This is a genomic window from Litorimonas taeanensis (assembly GCF_003634015.1).
Taxonomy (GTDB): Bacteria; Pseudomonadota; Alphaproteobacteria; order Caulobacterales; family Maricaulaceae; genus Litorimonas; species Litorimonas taeanensis.
Genome location: NZ_RBII01000002.1, coordinates 1,065,047 through 1,082,003 on the forward strand (window position 1 = coordinate 1,065,047; position 16,957 = coordinate 1,082,003).

18 protein-coding genes are annotated in these 16,957 nt (G+C 47.3%); 9 read left to right on the plus strand and 9 right to left on the minus strand.

Annotated elements, in window-relative coordinates; genetic code table 11:
* Positions 1–56: 56 nt before the first annotated feature.
* Together DES40_RS12990 and DES40_RS12995 are read left to right on the plus strand one after the other, a co-directional pair.
* On the plus strand, positions 57–1,655 hold the full coding sequence (locus DES40_RS12990; RefSeq protein ID WP_121102831.1) for a lysine--tRNA ligase: 1,599 nt from the start codon (positions 57–59) through the stop codon (positions 1,653–1,655).
* Between the two features lie 105 nt (positions 1,656–1,760).
* Positions 1,761–2,561 carry a tetratricopeptide repeat protein gene (locus DES40_RS12995; protein ID WP_147405920.1) on the plus strand — a complete coding sequence of 267 codons (801 nt, stop codon included), beginning with the start codon at positions 1,761–1,763 and terminating at the stop codon, positions 2,559–2,561.
* Between the two features lie 25 nt (positions 2,562–2,586).
* On the opposite strand, the gene DES40_RS13000 is transcribed toward DES40_RS12995, so the two are convergent.
* From DES40_RS13000 to DES40_RS13010, 3 genes are all read right to left on the minus strand, one after another.
* A complete protein-coding gene (locus DES40_RS13000; RefSeq protein ID WP_121102835.1) occupies positions 2,587–3,213 on the minus strand; it encodes a S24 family peptidase in 627 nt (208 codons plus the stop codon).
* 89 nt (positions 3,214–3,302) lie between these two features.
* A complete protein-coding gene (locus tag DES40_RS13005) occupies positions 3,303–4,577 on the minus strand; it encodes an ammonium transporter (protein WP_170144998.1) in 1,275 nt (424 codons plus the stop codon).
* Between the two features lie 249 nt (positions 4,578–4,826).
* Positions 4,827–6,122, minus strand: a complete 1,296-nt coding sequence (locus DES40_RS13010) for an ammonium transporter family protein (RefSeq protein ID WP_121102837.1) — start codon at positions 6,120–6,122, stop codon at positions 4,827–4,829.
* A gap of 171 nt (positions 6,123–6,293) precedes the next feature.
* Between DES40_RS13010 and DES40_RS13015 the strand changes: the two genes are divergently transcribed.
* Together DES40_RS13015 and DES40_RS13020 are read left to right on the plus strand one after the other, a co-directional pair.
* Positions 6,294–6,671 (plus strand): DUF952 domain-containing protein, encoded by a 378-nt coding sequence (locus tag DES40_RS13015; protein WP_121102839.1) that lies wholly within the window; start codon positions 6,294–6,296, stop codon positions 6,669–6,671.
* The gene (locus DES40_RS13020) at positions 6,655–7,713 is read left to right on the plus strand and encodes a quinone-dependent dihydroorotate dehydrogenase (protein ID WP_121102841.1); all 1,059 of its coding nucleotides are present in this window, start codon (positions 6,655–6,657) and stop codon (positions 7,711–7,713) included. The genes DES40_RS13015 and DES40_RS13020 overlap by 17 nt, the downstream gene beginning before the upstream one ends.
* On the opposite strand, the gene DES40_RS13025 is transcribed toward DES40_RS13020, so the two are convergent.
* The 6 genes from DES40_RS13025 to DES40_RS13050 all read right to left on the minus strand — a co-directional run bounded on the left by DES40_RS13025 (position 7,710) and on the right by DES40_RS13050 (position 11,601).
* Positions 7,710–8,186 (minus strand): GNAT family N-acetyltransferase, encoded by a 477-nt coding sequence (locus DES40_RS13025; RefSeq protein WP_121102843.1) that lies wholly within the window; start codon positions 8,184–8,186, stop codon positions 7,710–7,712. The two genes, DES40_RS13020 and DES40_RS13025, sit on opposite strands and share 4 nt — an antisense overlap.
* Positions 8,179–9,537 carry an MATE family efflux transporter gene (locus tag DES40_RS13030; protein WP_121102845.1) on the minus strand — a complete coding sequence of 453 codons (1,359 nt, stop codon included), beginning with the start codon at positions 9,535–9,537 and terminating at the stop codon, positions 8,179–8,181. The genes DES40_RS13025 and DES40_RS13030 overlap by 8 nt, the downstream gene beginning before the upstream one ends.
* Positions 9,538–9,618: 81 nt before the next feature.
* Positions 9,619–9,969: a winged helix-turn-helix domain-containing protein gene (locus DES40_RS13035; protein ID WP_121102846.1), complete on the minus strand. Its 351-nt coding sequence runs from the start codon at positions 9,967–9,969 to the stop codon at positions 9,619–9,621.
* Positions 9,970–9,972: 3 nt separating this feature from the next.
* Positions 9,973–10,593, minus strand: a complete 621-nt coding sequence (locus DES40_RS13040) for a hypothetical protein (protein ID WP_121102848.1) — start codon at positions 10,591–10,593, stop codon at positions 9,973–9,975.
* Positions 10,594–10,972: 379 nt separating this feature from the next.
* Positions 10,973–11,380, minus strand: coding sequence for a YdbL family protein (locus tag DES40_RS13045; protein ID WP_121102849.1), 408 nt, complete (start codon positions 11,378–11,380; stop codon positions 10,973–10,975).
* A gap of 8 nt (positions 11,381–11,388) precedes the next feature.
* Entirely contained in the window at positions 11,389–11,601 is a 213-nt protein-coding gene (locus DES40_RS13050; protein WP_233345646.1) for a YnbE family lipoprotein, read from the minus strand.
* A gap of 948 nt (positions 11,602–12,549) precedes the next feature.
* Here DES40_RS13050 and DES40_RS13055 point away from each other — a divergent pair.
* From DES40_RS13055 to DES40_RS13075, 5 genes are all read left to right on the plus strand, one after another.
* On the plus strand, positions 12,550–13,545 hold the full coding sequence (locus DES40_RS13055; protein ID WP_121102851.1) for a TerC family protein: 996 nt from the start codon (positions 12,550–12,552) through the stop codon (positions 13,543–13,545).
* A gap of 301 nt (positions 13,546–13,846) precedes the next feature.
* Positions 13,847–14,218 carry a 30S ribosomal protein S12 gene (gene rpsL / locus DES40_RS13060; protein ID WP_121103013.1) on the plus strand — a complete coding sequence of 124 codons (372 nt, stop codon included), beginning with the start codon at positions 13,847–13,849 and terminating at the stop codon, positions 14,216–14,218.
* A gap of 11 nt (positions 14,219–14,229) precedes the next feature.
* The gene (rpsG, locus tag DES40_RS13065) at positions 14,230–14,700 is read left to right on the plus strand and encodes a 30S ribosomal protein S7 (protein WP_121102853.1); all 471 of its coding nucleotides are present in this window, start codon (positions 14,230–14,232) and stop codon (positions 14,698–14,700) included.
* Between the two features lie 21 nt (positions 14,701–14,721).
* Positions 14,722–16,806: an elongation factor G gene (fusA, locus tag DES40_RS13070; RefSeq protein WP_121102855.1), complete on the plus strand. Its 2,085-nt coding sequence runs from the start codon at positions 14,722–14,724 to the stop codon at positions 16,804–16,806.
* 59 nt (positions 16,807–16,865) lie between these two features.
* Positions 16,866–16,957 (plus strand): GTP-binding protein (locus tag DES40_RS13075; RefSeq protein WP_147405872.1); only part of this gene is annotated, 92 nt, incomplete at its 3' end.

The window sequence follows — 16,957 nt, forward strand, 5'->3', positions numbered from 1 at the left end:
CATAAGGCTTAGATTCGCGCATTGACGAAACCGCCTATCAAGCCTAACTCCCGCTCATGACTGTTGATACCTATATGAGTTCCAAAGCTTGGCCCTTTGAACAGGCCCGTCTTATTTTAAAGCGTTTGGATATTGAAAAACGTCGCGGCATTGACCGCGGGGATAAACCTGTTGTGTTCGAAACGGGGTATGGCCCTTCTGGCTTGCCGCATATCGGTACATTTGGCGAAGTTGTCCGCACGACTATGGTGCGCAATGCCTTTATTGCTTTGACGGAAGGCAAGATAGCCACACGCTTGATTTGTGTGTCAGATGATTTGGACGGTATGCGCAAAGTGCCGTCGACTGTGCCGAACCCAGAAAGCCTAGAAAGCTATTTGCAAAAACCCTTAACAGATGTGCCAGACCCGTTCGGTACGCATGACAGCTATGGTGCGCATATGAATGCGCGCTTACGCGCTTTCCTCGATAGCTTTGGTTTTGAATATGAGTTCATGTCCGCCACAGAAATTTATCGTTCAGGGGGCTATGATAAATATCTATTACGCGCTCTTGAAAAATTTGATGATATTATGGCTGTTATGCTCCCGACACTAGGAGAAGAAAGACGCGCAACCTATTCGCCATTTTTGCCTATTTCACCAAGTACCGGTCGGGTGCTCTATGTTCCCATGAAATCAGTGGATGCGAAAGCCGGAACCATTACTTTTGATGATGAAAATGGAAGCGAAGTCACTTTGCCTGTGACAGGCGGTCATGTGAAATTACAGTGGAAGCCTGACTTTGGTATGCGGTGGGCTGCGCTTGGTGTGGATTTCGAAATGTTTGGAAAAGACCACCAAGATAACGCGCCAATATATTCACGCATATGTAAAATTTTAGGCGGCGAAGCGCCTGTTCAATATGTCTATGAGTTATTCCTAGACGAGAAGGGCGAGAAAATTTCGAAGTCTAAGGGCAATGGTATATCCGTCGAAGATTGGCTTGCCTATGCACCACAAGAGAGCCTCTCTTTATTTAATTTTGCAAAACCTCGCGCTGCGAAAAAGCTGTATTTTGATGTTATTCCAAAAACAGTTGATGAATATTTTCAGCATTTGGCCGCTTTTTCAAATCAAGATGAAAAGGCTCAAGCCAACAATCCAGTTTGGCATATTCATAATGGCAATCCGCCAAGTGCTGTCCCGCCAGTTACCTTCGCGTTGCTATTAAATTTGGTGAGTGCGGCGAATGCGTCTGATCGTGATATTCTTTGGGGCTTTATTGAGCGCTATGCGCCTGAAGCTAACCCAAAAGATAATCCTGCTTTGGATCAACTCGCTGATTTTGCTGTTCGCTATTACCAAGACTTCGTAAAACCAAACAAGGCCTACCGCGCGCCAGATGCCCAAGAGAAATCGGCGTTAGAAGATTTGGCCGGGCGGCTACGCACAGTTCCCGATGCCGAGAAAACGGATGGTGAAGCCTTACAAACGCTTATCTTCGCTGTCGGTAAAGACCATGAGTTTGAAAACCTTCGGAATTGGTTCAAAGCCATTTATGAAGTGTGCTTAGGTCAAAGCCAAGGCCCACGTTTTGGATCTTTCGTGGCGATTTATGGCCCTGATGAAACGGCAGAGCTGATTGAAAAAGCTCTATCTGGCGTGTCAGAATAAAACACACGACAAGACAGCGGCGTAGAAACTTTTCTGTATTTATGATATAGCTCCCCTATGGGGCGCCTCATAAAAATTATTGTGACTCTGTTGTGGCTATTTCCTATGGCCACCATAGCGAATGCCACGCCTTCAGATAACGCTGCCCAAATTTCTGTGGTTCAAGATTTAATGCGTATTGGGCAGTATCAGCAGGCCTATGAAATGGCCATAGCATTAGAAACGGCAGGGGGTTATGCGCTAGCATCTGAAAGCTTGGCGCGGCAAGTCTTGCTTGGCGAAGCGCAAAACTTAAAGAAAGCGGCCAAAACGGCCCGCGATTTGGCCGAAGAGGCCTTGAGGCTAAAACCAAATCATCAAAATGCCCGATTACAATATGCATTAGCGGATGGGTTTGTTGTTCGCATGTCGAGTGGCCTGACCGCTTGGGTGAAAAAGCTACCCCAGAAGAGTTTTGAAAAAATAGAAATTTATAGACAATTTTTTCCAGAGGATGAGAGGGGTGATGCGCTTCTCGGAGCTTGGCATTTAGGCATTGCTAGAAAAATTGGAGATGAAAGGGCGAATAATTTATTTGGAGCTTCAATAAGAGAGGGGATGCGTCTGTATGAACAGGCTCTGCAGAAATCTCCGAATGATCCCGTTATGCTTATTAATTACGCTTTCTCGCTTTTGACGTTGCAGGCCGACGATTATTATGACCTCAATAAAGTTAGAGGTCTGATAGAACATGCGCAGGCCCAACCGCCTCAAGACGACCTTCAGCGTAAACTCATTGAACACGGCTTAAATGTTTTAACCCTGCTAGCTACACCTGAAAAAGCACGAAACTATGCAGATCAGTTTCTAGATGGGGAGGAGATAGAGAGCGATATTTATGAATATAGCGAGAGAGCAAACAACTGACGCCTTATCAGATTGTGCGTTGTTCTTACTGAGACACCCAGACAATCCGCGCAATCCATTGGATCTCACTTCGGGCTAGCTTCCTATCCTCATATTCGCGATTAAGGGATATAAGTGAAATATGAGTTTGTGATTGGGATTGTAATTCTTTTGCCATTATTTCGCCCTCAAGGGTTTTCACGACCACGCGATCGCCTTTGCGAATGTTTTCATTGGGAGCGACTAAGATTTTATCACCGGCCCTTAGGACTGGCGACATAGAATCCCCAGCAATCTGGAGGCAGTAAACATTCTCATCCCGTAGGCCAGGTACGCGGACATCGTCCCACCCGGCTCCAACAGGGAAACCAGCATCATCAAAGAAACCCTGATTGCCGGCTTGGGCAAGGCCAATTACTGGAATGGAGGGCCCATGGGCCCCAGCTTGGTCTGCGAAACGGGCGAAGTCTTCAAAGCTCATACCAATGGTTGCGAGAACTTTGGCGAGGCTTTCGGTGCTTGGCCAACGATCTTTACCTGATGAGGATTGCCGTTTTGATTTATTGAAAGTTGTCGGGTCAAGACCTGCTTGGCGCGCGAGGCCTGACGGGCTGGTACTTAAATTCCGCGCAAGCCGGTCAAGAGCGTTCCAAATGTCAGAGTGCGAAAGCATGATTTCGACCTAGGAAAAAAAGCCTAATAGGTCAAATAAAAAGCCCGCCAACAATGCGGGCTCTTTCTGAACTTAAAAGTGGGCTAGGCTTAATTATAAGCGCTTTCCCCATGAAGGCTTGTATCTAGCCCTTCATATTCTTGCTCTTCCGTCACACGTAAACCCAAAGTCAATTTCAAGACGATGAGGATAACAAAGCTCGCAATGGCGGACCAAGCGATAACGGCGCCAGTACCGAGTAGCTGTGTGCCAATGTTCCCGTCGCCCGTCCCGCCTAAAGCCGTCGAGCTGAGGAATGGGAGCAATAAAATCCCTAGGATACCGCCAACGCCGTGAACCGCAAAGACATCCAAGCTATCATCGATTTTCAAGCGAATACGAATTAAATGAACGGCGAAATAACAGACTAAACCGCCCGCCAGTCCTATGAGCAAGGCGCCTCCTGGTCCTAAGACACCTGCAGCAGGTGTAACGGTTGCAAGGCCGGCAATTGTTCCTGTGGCCGCGCCCACAAGGGTCGGTTTCTTATTGGAAATTGATTCCATTACGACCCAAGATAATGTGCCAACCGAGGCCGCTATATGGGTCACGAGAAGCGCCATACCAGCACCGCCATCGGCAGCGAGTTGAGAGCCGCCATTAAAGCCGAACCAGCCCACCCAGAGCATTGAAGCCCCAATCATCACAACGGCAGGACGGTGTGGCACGGCCAGTTCATGTGGGAACCCTTTTCGTGCGCCGAGCATCAACACATAGACGAGAGCAGATATTCCTGCCGTGGCATGCACGACAAGGCCGCCTGCAAAATCAATTACGCCTTTATCTGCGAGCCAGCCACCGCCCCAAATCCAGTGTGTAACAGGTGCATAAACGACAAGAATCCAAAGCGCCGTGAAGATCATAACAGGCAAGAATTTAACGCGTTCCACAAAGGCCCCGACAATTAACCCTGGGGTTATGACGGCAAAGGTCATTTGGAAGGCTAGGAAAACGGATTCAGGAATAGTGCCCGACACAGCGTCGCGTCCTAAATTCTTCAAAAAGAGATTATCTAGCCCGCCCCACACATTATTTGCATCACCAAATGCAATGGAATAGCCTGCGATTATCCAGATGACTGAAGCTAGCGCTGCAATAGCGTATATTTTCATGAGGACAGACAGATAGTTTTTGGCTCGGACAAGGCCGCCGTAAAATAAAGCTAATCCTGGTAGGCTCATAAACAGAACCAAAGCGGTTGCCGTCAATACCCAAGCTGTATCGCCAGCGCTAAGGCTAGCCTCTTGGGCATGGGCCAGTCCTGCATAGCTTAGACCGGCCATAGTTAAAAAGCCCCCTTGGAGGCCACGTTTTATTCGGTGCATTGAGATTCCCCTCGCAACTCGTGTTGTTTTTATAGGGAGGGCGATAAAGTGCTGTGCGGAAAGAGGAGACTATTTGAAGCTTCAACTATTGAAAAAGCATGCGCGCGCACAAAATTTCATACAAAAAACCTCGACTCTGCACAAATTATGTACAGGCCGAGGTGGGTTCGTGCCGCTCAATAATCACAGCGCGAGGGGAGAAGTTATGAGAGCGGCGTGTCAGTTAGTCCTTTCGCGCCGCTCTTATTATTAGTTAGCTACGAATTCAGGGTAGCTTGGGACGCCGATTTCAGCTTGGTCGAGACCAACATGTTCGTCTTCTTCGCTAACCCGTAGGCCGATTGAGAGTTTCAACACAGTCCAGATAATAGCTGAGACAAGGCTGACAAATATACCGACCGAGATAACCCCAACGAACTGACCAAAGTAAGTTGCGTCGCCTGTCCAAGGAACAATCATTGTACCAAAGATACCTGCAACTAAGTGAACAGGGATAGCGCCTACGACGTCATCAATCTTTAGCTTGTCCAAAAGCGGAACAGTTAAGCAAGCAAGAAGTGAGCCGATACCACCGATGATAAGGGATTGCCAAACAGCAGGCGCGAGAGGTTCGGCTGTAATCGCCACTAGGCCAGCTAGAGCGCCGTTAAGAGCTAGTGTAAGGTCAATCTTACCGTAACGGACTTGGCAATAAATTACGGCAACAATAACGCCAGCCGCTGCAGCCATGTTTGTGTTTACAAAGACCTTCGCAATGGCGTCGGCATCTGAAATTGTACCCATAGCAAGCTGTGAAGCGCCGTTGAAACCGAACCAACCGAGCCAAAGGATAAAGACACCTAAAGTCGCCAGTGTCATGTTTGAACCTGGGATAGGGTTAACTTTACCGTCAACATATTTACCCTTACGCGCGCCAAGGATGATGGCACCGATTAAGGCTGCCCAGCCGCCTGTAGAGTGAACAAGTGTAGAGCCAGCGAAGTCAGAGAAACCAAATTTAGCGTCAAGGAAGCCTCCGCCCCATTCCCAAGAACCAACGATGGGATAGATGAAACCTGTCAAAAGCAACGTAAAGATGATAAACGGCCAGAACTTGATCCGTTCGGCTACTGTACCTGATACGATAGAAGCTGTTGTGGCGCAAAATACCATCTGGAAGAACCAATCAGAGTAAGATGAGTATCCTGTTGCTGCATCTTCAGGGGTGAAACTCATGATGGCGAACTTGCCGAAATAGTCACCGCCGCCGTACATAAGCTGATAACCAACGACCCAAAACATGAGGCCAGCGACTGAATAAAGTGAGATATTCTTTAAGCACTGCATGGACACATTTTTTGTGCGAACAAAGCCTGCTTCGAGCATGGCGAAGCCTGCGGCCATCCACATGACCAAAAATCCACCAATTAGGAAGAGGAGTGTATTGAATACAAAGGCATCATTTGCCGCTAGACTCTCAAGAGTTGGTGCGTCTTGTGCCAGTGCAAGTGAGGGAAGTGCACTCAGTAAAGCTACTCCCCCAAAAAATTTCGCATATTTGCGCATGATAATATTTCCCTTCAAGAATGTTTTATGGCCGTTCTTTGCCGTTCTTTTGGGCGCTGTGGAATGTATTCACGAAGGCGATTTGGGGACTCACGCCTTGGCGGCAGAATCTGTGCGAATAAATTTCGATTCTGCCCTGTTATTGTGCATACGGTTTGATATGAGGCGCGCATGCATCAAAAAACACCCATTTATAAGATTCTGTCCAATGAGGATTGGGAGCGCTTTCAAAAACAAGGCGTTTACGAGGGTAGCGTGCTTGATAAGTCAGATGGATATATTCACATGTCTGCGGCTAGCGAGCTGCAGGGGACATTGGATAAATATTATGTAGAAAGTGAATCCGTCATTCTTTTGGCTATAAAGACAGAAAGATTAGACGAAGTTTCATTAAAATGGGAATCTTCACGGGGCGGGGCTTTATTTCCGCATTATTATGCATCACTGACTTTATCACACGTTCAGTGGCGTAAATTGATCCGCTCTGATGATTATGGCTCTTATAATGTGCAGAGCCATCTGGGGAGAAATTATGACCGCTTTTTATAAATTTGGTACCGCAATGATGCGGACACTACCTGCAGAGCGGGCGCATTTAATGACGATTAAGGCGCTAAAGGCTGGGCTGGGCCCGAAAAACAAAACGTCACATAGACCAGAGCTTCAGACCAAGGTTGGAGGGTTAACTTTGCCTAATCCTGTGGGGTTAGCGGCTGGGTTTGACAAAAATTGCGAAGTGCCAGATGCCATGCTTAGCGCTGGGTTCGGATTTGTGGAGTGCGGGACTGTCACACCGCGCCCACAAGTCGGTAACCCGAAACCACGTCTTTTCCGTCTATCGCAAGACGAGGCTGTTATTAATCGTATGGGATTTAATAATAAGGGCTTGGACGATTTTTCCGAAAACTTGCGAAAACGTCAAGGGCGCCTGGGATTGCTGGGTGCCAATTTAGGCGCGAATAAAGAGAGCGACGATCGTATTGCGGACTATGTGACGGGCCTTGCGCGGCTATGGGGGCAATGCGATTATTTTACTATTAATATCAGTTCGCCCAACACGCCGGGCCTTCGTAATTTACAGGGTTCTACGGAAATGGATGAGCTGCTCGATAGATTATCTGAAGCAAGAGAGGCGCTGGCAAAAGAAGGCCCAGCTTATCCGATGTTTTTAAAGGTGGCTCCCGATTTGGATTTTTCAGACGTTGGACGCGTTGTAGAGCAAGCGCGGAATTACGGATTGAATGCCATTATCATAAGCAACACGACGATTGATCGTCCAAGTAATTTAAAAGACAAACAAGCCCATGAAGGCGGGGGCCTGTCTGGGCAGCCTCTATTTGAAAAGTCCACAGCATTGCTGAGTGAGTTTCACAACGCCGCCAACGGCAAAATTGATTTAATTGGTGTTGGCGGAATTGGGAGCGGGGCTCAGGCTTACGCCAAGATAAAAGCAGGTGCAAATGCGGTGCAGCTATATTCAGCACTCGTGTATAAAGGCCCGCAGCTTGTCCAAGAAATCTGTGAGGATCTATCAAATCTTTTAAAAGCGGATGGCTATAGCTCTATTAATGAAGCCGTCGGTACAGCTTAAAGAGCTTTGGTCATAAAGACGCTTTTTGGTGAGGTTTTATAATCGCCAAAAGCCGAGCAATATTCATACCCTAATTTTTCATATAAACGGCATGCCGCCGCATAAGCGGGTGTTGGATGGGTTTGTAAGAATAGCCTGTCCAAACCACGTAATCTCGCAGATTGTTCGAGATGCCCCATTAGTTTTGAACTCACGCCCTGCCGCAGGAAATCTGTATGTGTGCGGACGGATTTGATTTCGCCGTGCTTTCGGGTCCCGTTTGGCGTTGTTAGAATTTTCAGTCCAGCAATCCCCGCCAAATCCTGTTTAGATGTTCGGGCGGAATAAAGCGTTACGTCTTCTTCACGCAGGGCCTCGATATTCAGAGCGGCGGTGCACGCATCGGCATAGGCCTCTAATAAATGCAGGCGAAGCAAGGCGCGGACATCCTCCGCATCTAAATCAGCAATGTCGAATGTCAAAACGTCAAGCAAGGCGCTTCTCCATCTTTTTCAACACGGATGGGTAATATAGGGCCAAGGTAAATGCCCGCATCACATAATAAAACAGAAACGCAATCCATATGCCCTTGGCGCCTATGGCGGGATAGATAAGGAAATGCGCAATAATATAAATTATAACGGCGGCAATACCTGCATTCCGCATCGCATGGGTCTGTGTCGTGCCAATAAAAATTCCATCGATCTGAAAGGCGGCAAATCCTGCTATTGGGGCAAGAGCGCAATAAGGCAGGTATCTCAGCGCGCTTGAAATTACGATGGGGTCATCAGTCAAAAGAGAAATAATTGAGGGGCCAACAAAAAATATTGCTGCAGAACATATGCAAGCAAATAATATGGAGTATTCACTCGTCAGCTTGACGGCGCGGTCGAATCTCGCGCGGTTTTTTGCGCCAAACGCTGCGCCTGTCACGGCCTCAGCCGTATGGGCAAAGCCGTCTAATATGAGTGCCGACATGGTAATGAACTGCATCAATATATGATAGCCTGCTAAAAAGGTCTCCCCTTCACTCGCGGCAGCATTCCCGAAAAAATTAAACCCCACAGTGAGCGATAAGGTTCTAATAAATATATTAGAGTTCGTAATACCAAGTTTTGAAAGAGCCTCTCTGGCCAATAGCGCTTTACGGGTAAGCGCTTCACTTCTAAATCCGCCGCGGCGCTGTACCTCTCGGTAGGCAAATATCAATCCCGCGAGGAGCCCCGCCCATTCCGCCAAAGATGAGGCTATGCCGACACCATATAGGCCCGCGCCAAACCCTAATACCAAGATGGGCGATAATATGATGTTGGCGAGGTTTAACACAATTTGCATATAAAGCGCTAATCCCGAACGGCTTATACCGACGAACCACCCCATCAAGGCTATGGTAGCTAAGGTTGCCGGAAGCCCCCAAAGACGCGCGCGAATATATGTCATGGCGGCGTCTTCAATCTCAGGGCTAGCCGTATAAATTTTAAAGGCGAGGGGGAGGAGCCAACTCTGAATGAGGAAAAGAAACAGACCAATCGTCAAAGCGATTGGTAAGGCCCGGAGGATATGCGCCTGCACATCCGCTTCTGCACCTTGGCCATCACTCTGCGCAGCAAGGCCCGCTGTACTCATGCGGAGAAACCCAAAGCCCCAATAGAATATTCCGTAAATTACAGCGCCAAGACCAATCCCGGCTAAGGCGCTTGTTCCGACAAAGCGGCCCACCATTAATGTGTCCACAAGACCCACAATTGGCGCGGCGCCATTGGCAATCATGATAGGCCAACTTTGAGCAAAGACGGCCTTTCGGGTAAGAGGTAAGGCAGCTTGTGAGTAAGTGGTGGATGTCATGATAAACGGCGCTAAATTATAGCGCCGCCTTTGTATAGGTTTTCATTTTTGAAAATCATGAGAGTCTGAAACGTATAAGGCTTAGTGTTCCAAGATACGCCGCATGATATCAAGATAATCAATCCAGGCTTGTCGCCCCTTATCGGTAACATAGACCAAAGTTTGCGGCCGCTTACCTTTGAAACCTTTTTCTATTTTTACAAAACCTGCCGTTTCCAATTTTGTAAGATGCGTTGAAAGGTTTCCATTACTTGTCCCTGTCTTTTCCAAAAGTTCTGGGAAGCTCGCGGGATTTACAGCCGACAAATAAGCCATGATACCCATGCGCAGTCGACCATGAATGGTATCGTCTACGGCGTCGAGATCGAGCTCTATGGCGCGTTTATCTTTGGCCTTTTCATTGTTTGCGGATTTATCCGATATATCCGACATTCTTTACCCTGCCTTTTTCATTAAAAGCATGGATGGGATAATTATCGTGAAAATCGTTGCCACCGCAGCAATGAGGTAAACATCTACATTCCCATAAAAAGCAAAGCAAATGGCTGAGGCCGTAAATCCGCAAAAAGACGCGATATGTAGCAACCGGATTTTGCTCATCTTGGCCACAACGCCATAAGCCAAACCTTGCCCCGCAAAGCCGACGATCATGATTAAGTCAAAGAGTTGGTAGCTTCCCTCACCAAAGGTCATGTTTAAGATAATGCCGACGAATAAAGTTCCGAGCATGGCGCTGAACATCGTCCAAACATATTGCTCCACACGATTAGCTGCGGAGTTGGCGCCGGGTTTTTGTTCCGCCTTTCGGCTTAAAATAGCTGTGCCCGCGCCGCCAATGACAGCAAAAGCAAGCCATACAAAAAACAAAGATTGCTGAGGTAGTCCGAAAGCGCCGGATAAAACGCCCCATTGTGTGAAAAATACGGCCGTTAATAATAGGCCCCATAATAATCCAATAGGCCCGCCGACCAAGGGAGAGTTCTCTCCTTGTCTCGCGAGGCTTGCAGCATATTCCAAGTCATCTTGAAGGGAAATATTTCCATTTACATTGACCATTTTCGTCTCCTTAGGGTTTGGCACTTTTTAAGCATTAAATATATAAAATGAATTTTATATAAAAACAGGTTTGCATTACAAACTAAACATTGTCAAGTTTGTAATGCAAACTTCAGTTAAAAAACTAATCTGCAATTAAAAAAGGGGCTAAACTGTGAGGGCGGGGTGGGCTGTGAAGAGTAGGCTATGGTTGACTATAAGTATTCTGGGCATGTGCCTCTGCTGTCTTTCGCGAAGGTTAAAGATATCTCCCAAGGCCGAGAGTGTTCTTTAATCTATACTTAGAGATAGGCGGTACTAGAAAGCTGAAAAAATAGGCCGCCCAATTGGGGCGGCCTATTTTATATAATATAATGAAGCAGTTTATTTGTGTGTCCGCTTATTTACGTGTCCATTGTCCAGAGTCATTCAGGATGTATTGCCCAGCAGGCACTCTGGCGATGAACTTCTCACCAAAAGCTCGCGCGACTTGATCCAGTGGAATATTATCGCGTTGCGCAATAGGGCGATATTCTTCGTCGCGGCGCTTGATATTAATATCTTTCATGGCGGCCCGTGTGGCAGAGTCGATGGATTGATCATTTACGACATCCAAATAGCCAGCGATGGTTTCACCAATCAGGCCTTTTGCCTTGGCAGAGCGCACCAAAGAGATTGAAGAGACAGATTGGGCTTGCGCCACGTTCTGGCCATCAACATGCATGACGACAGCGCCGCCAGCGAGGAGGGACAAGCTTAGAGCAATAGCGAGCGGCTTGGCAATGAGGGGTTTAAATAATTTCAACATGCTTACTCCTAAAACAAGTCTGGTCTGTTTGTGATGACTTCTTCGATTTCTTTATCCAAACGGACACGTATCTCTTGGTCAATTTTTACATTTAAATCGATACGAATGGGCTTATCCGAAGGCTCTATTTTAACGGTAGGGGTGCAGGCCGATATCCCGCCAGCAGCAAACGCAATCAGTGTCGTTCCCATAATGATCGATTTGATATGATGTCTATTCATATTGGCCTCTTAGCAAATTCGCCCTGAACGTCGCATTAACCGACAATTTATGCAATATTTACATTCAGGCCCTGTGTGAGTCTCTCATGATGAGCGTCTCTCTTGGTTTGGGGGTAGGCTTACTGCGCTGTTTATAATCTTCATATCATTATATGTGTAATGTGATATGCAATGGCAATCTCGTGAAGCCATATTCATCCTTCGAGTCTCCATCTTCAAGTCTCCATCTTAAAGTTTCCATGCGTTTACGCTTGCTCGCCAACACGGGACAAGCCTGTCTCTATATGGCGCGCTCTATAATAGGACGTGCCCGTGGGGTGGCCGCCTTACCGGAGACCGAGGTTAGATGTATTTCGTAAGGTACACACCCCACGGCAGTCGTTTTTGACGTCCGGCCAGTATTTTACGCCTTCACCGCCTATGGGTCGTGTGCGGATATAGATGCCACATCACATACCAAAGCCGCAAAGCCTTATGGCCCCGGAACGAAAGGCTCTTGGTCAAAGGTCCGTCAAAACCCAGTCCCAGTCCACCCAACTGTCCTCTGTGCCAAAACCTGACGCGTTCCTGTCCAAAGCCCAGAAGAACAGCCTTAAATTATGTCAGCATCAGGGGGTGAGGATACGATAGTGAAAATATACGGTATAACATGAATTGGCGTGCTTAAGAGTGAGGAAATATTTATGAGTGAGGGAATATAGCGAGGAACTTAATGCACGAGGCGCATGCCACAATATTATGGGCACTATATTATATGTCTGTGCTTTGAAATGTTGTCGGGGCTTTGGAATGTAGTCGGGGCTTTGTAATGTAGTTGGGTCAAGGGGAGATAGGTTTAGACTGTTGTTACCCCTTTATTATATCGCCTTCAAAATTCTTGCTCCTCGAAGCGTCTCTGTCTAGAAACTTATATCGGGCTTTCGCCCATAATTATCATTCGAGGGAATAATGGCTGACTTGCTAACGATTGAATCTTTGTTCACGCTTTTTATGCTGGTTTTACTCCAAGCTGTGTTGGGCTTTGACAACCTACTTTATATTGCGATTGAGAGTAACAAGGTCGGGGATCCAAATGAAGCCAAGAAAGTCCGCAAATGGGGCATTGGTATTGCTGTCGTTTTTCGCATCTTGCTATTATTCATCATCGTCTCCGTCTTTAGCTATTTGGCAGAGCCAATATTCGCGGTGCCATTTGAGAACATCTTAGAGGGCGAATTTACCGTACAGGCTTTGGTGACCTTATTGGGCGGGGGCTTCATCATTTATACGGCAGTGAAAGAGATACATCACCTTCTGGCAGTAGACCATATTGAGCATTCAGAAGGGTCTGGCCGCCGCACAATGATGGGGGCGATTGCGCTCATCGTGGCCATGAACTTAGTCTTTTCTGTCGATTCTATTTTGTCAGCTATGGCGATTGCTAGTGTGGACGCCGCAAATATCGTTAACGCCGCCGGTGAAACGCTGGGCGTGTTCCAAGGCAGTGTGGTCGAATGTAAGGCGGCCTTAATTGCGGATCCTATGGCAGGGGCCGTTGGGTGCGAACCAACACGAAGCTATCAAGTGCCGCTCATGGTCATTGCCATTGTTCTTTCGGGTCTGGCGATGATTCTGTTGGCTGACAGAGTCACAGAGTTTTTGAAAAAGAATCGGATGTATGAAGTGCTTGGCCTTTTCATATTATTTCTGGTCGGCGTGCTTTTGGTCACAGAAGGCGCGCATTTAGCACATCTAAAGATATTTGGTTTCGCAATTGATGCCATGAGTAAGTCGAGCTTCTATCTGGTTGTGGGTGTCCTCATCATCACTGATGTCCTCTCTAATCGCTATCAAAAGCGCCTTTGGGCGCAAAGAGAGGCCGAAATCGTGGGGACAAACCCGGCTAAGGATGGATTAGCGGCGGTGGACGCCTTTAAAGCGAAGGGTAAAGGGGGCTCACACTAAGGCTTTCGCACCAAAGGTTGTTGCGATTGCAACTTTTTTGAGGAATCCGTGTGAATCTCGCGGATTCCTGCATATCTGGTGTTGACGGAACCGATTCTCCCTCGTATATCGCGCACTCGCTGATGGATGTGCATGTCTGGGGGTTACCCTAGAAACCTCATTTAAGGCAAAAATGGAATAACTTAGTCGTCTCTGTTGCGGAGCATTTCGCAGCAATAGGGCGGTTTTTGCGGTTTATACGGCTATCGGGCATGGGGTCCGGCGGTCGCATTAATCGCATTTAATGCAGGAAAAACGGCCCATGCCAACAATTCAGCAGCTGATACGCAAGCCGCGCAAAGATAAGCGCAAACGGAATAAGGTTCCGGCTCTTGAGGCGTGTCCTCAGAAGCGCGGCGTTTGTACGCGTGTTTATACAACGACACCAAAGAAGCCTAACTCAGCGCTTCGTAAGGTTGCTAAGGTGCGTTTGACGAACGGTTTCGAAGTTCTGTCATATATCCCGGGTGAGGGACATAACCTGCAAGAGCATAGTGTTGTGCTTATCCGTGGCGGTCGCGTAAAAGACTTGCCGGGTGTGCGCTATCACGTCCTTCGCGGCGTCTTGGATACACAAGGCGTTAAAGACCGTAAGCAACGTCGTTCGAAATACGGCGCGAAGCGTCCTAAGTAAGGTAATATCAGATGTCACGTCGTCACCGCGCAGAAAAACGGGTTATTCTTCCCGATGCAAAATTCAACGATTTGGTTCTTGCCAAATTTATGAACGCCATCATGCTTGATGGTAAAAAGTCTACAGCTGAAACAATTGTTTATGGCGCTATGGATATCGTCGAAGATAAGGCGAAGTCAGAGCCTATTCGTGTTTTCCATGATGCCTTAGAGAATATTAAGCCTGCTGTTGAGGTTCGCTCTCGCCGTGTTGGTGGTGCAACTTATCAGGTGCCTGTTGAGGTGCGTCCTGAGCGCCGTCAGGCTTTGGCTATTCGTTGGTTGGTGAATGCTTCACGGGCCCGTAATGAGAACACAATGCGTGAGCGCCTTGCTGGCGAACTGCTTGATGCCTCTAATAATCGCGGCACAGCCGTAAAGAAACGTGAAGATACGCACCGTATGGCAGAAGCCAACCGCGCTTTCTCTCATTATCGTTGGTAATTAGGACTTAAGAGACCGATCATGGCACGCGAGTACGAACTTAAAGACTACCGTAACTTTGGTATTATGGCGCATATCGATGCAGGTAAGACAACCTGTACTGAGCGTATTTTGTACTACACGGGTAAAAACCATAAAATTGCAGAAGTGCATGATGGTGCGGCCACGATGGATTGGATGGAGCAGGAGCAAGAGCGCGGTATTACAATTACCTCTGCGGCGACGACCTGTTTCTGGAAAGATAAGCGTCTCAATATTATTGACACACCGGGTCACGTTGACTTCACGATTGAAGTTGAGCGTTCATTGCGTGTTCTTGATGGTGCTGTTGCGCTTTTGGATGCCAATGCGGGTGTTGAGCCGCAAACTGAAACAGTTTGGCGTCAGGCTGATAAGTATAAAGTTCCTCGCATGATTTTCATCAATAAGATGGATAAGCTTGGTGCGGATTTTTATGCGTCTGTTCAGTCTGTTAAAGATCGTCTTGGTGGCAACGCCCTTGAGATGCAGTTGCCTATCGGTTCTGAAGATCAGTTCAAAGGTATGGTCGACCTTGTAGAGAACGTCGCTTACACTTGGGAAGATGATGCCGAGCTTGGTGCTAAGTATGATACAGGTCCTGTGCCTGAGGATATGCTTGAGAAAGTTGAAGAATATCGCACGGCTTTGATTGAAGCTGTTGCTGATATGGATGACGCGGTCATGGAAGCTTACTTTGAGGGCGAAATGCCTGACGTGGCGACTATTCAACGTCTCGTTCGCGCAGCAACGATTGCCAACAAGGTTGTGCCTGTATTCTGTGGTACAGCGTTTAAAAACAAAGGTGTTCAGCCTTTGCTTGATGCTGTTGTTGCTTATTTGCCTTCACCGCTCGATATTCCTGCAATTAAGGGTATCGATGGGAAGACTGGCGAAGAGACAACACGCCCTGCTTCTGATGAAGAGCCACTTTCAATGCTTGCGTTTAAAATCATGAATGACAAATTCGTGGGTACGTTGACATTCTGCCGTATTTATTCTGGTAAGCTCGAGACAGGTACGACTCTTTTGAACTCTGTTAAAGAGAACAAAGAGCGCGTTGGTCGTATGATGATGATGCACTCGAATGACCGTGAGGACATTCAAGAGGCGTATGCAGGTGATATTATCGCTGTTGCAGGTCTTAAGCGTACAACAACGGGTGATACACTTTGTGATACATCTAAGCCTGTTATTCTTGAGCGTATGGAGTTCCCGGATCCAGTGATTGAGATTGCTGTTGAGCCGAAGTCTAAAGCCGACCAAGAAAAGCTAGGTATTGGCCTACAGCGTTTGGCTGCAGAGGATCCTTCTTTCCGCGTGTCTACAGATGAAGAATCTGGTCAGACTATTATGGCGGGTATGGGTGAACTTCACTTGGATATTCTTGTTGATCGCTTGAAGCGTGAATTCAATGTTGAGGCGAATATTGGTCAGCCGCAGGTGGCTTATCGTGAATCGCTCGCTTCACCAGTTGATATTGATTACACGCATAAAAAGCAGTCTGGTGGTTCAGGTCAGTTTGGCCGTGTTAAGATTAAATTTACGCCGCTTGAGCCGGGTGAAGGTATTGTCTTCGAAAACTCAGTTGTTGGCGGTAACGTACCGAAAGAGTATATTCCGGGTGTTGAAAAAGGCATTCGTACGATGGCTGAGACAGGCTTATTGGCAGGTTTCCCAGTTATCGATTTTAAAGCTGAGCTTTATGATGGGGCTTACCATGATGTTGACTCATCTGTTATGGCTTTTGAAATTGCTGCACGGGCTGCGTTCCGTGAAATCAAGCAAGAGGGTCGTATTGACCTTCTAGAGCCTATCATGAAGGTCGAAGTTGTAACGCCAGACGAGTATATGGGTGACGTTATTGGTGACCTTAACTCACGTCGGGGTATGATTGAGGGCACTGAGATGCGCGGAAACGCAAATGTCATTAACTCAATGGTGCCTTTGGCAAACATGTTTGGTTATGTGAATGACTTGCGCTCTAAAACTCAAGGTCGCGCTCAGTTTACAATGACATTCGATCATTATTCTAAGACGCCTCAGGCTGTTGCGGATGAAGTGATTTCTAAGCAGGGCGGCGCGTAAGCTGCTTAAGTATTAAGTTTAACGGTTTTTGACCTCCTAAAAGAAGAACGGAGCTAAAAATGGCAAAAGAGAAATTTGAGCGTAATAAGCCTCATGCCAATATTGGTACGATTGGTCACGTTGACCATGGTAAGACGACGCTAACGGCCGC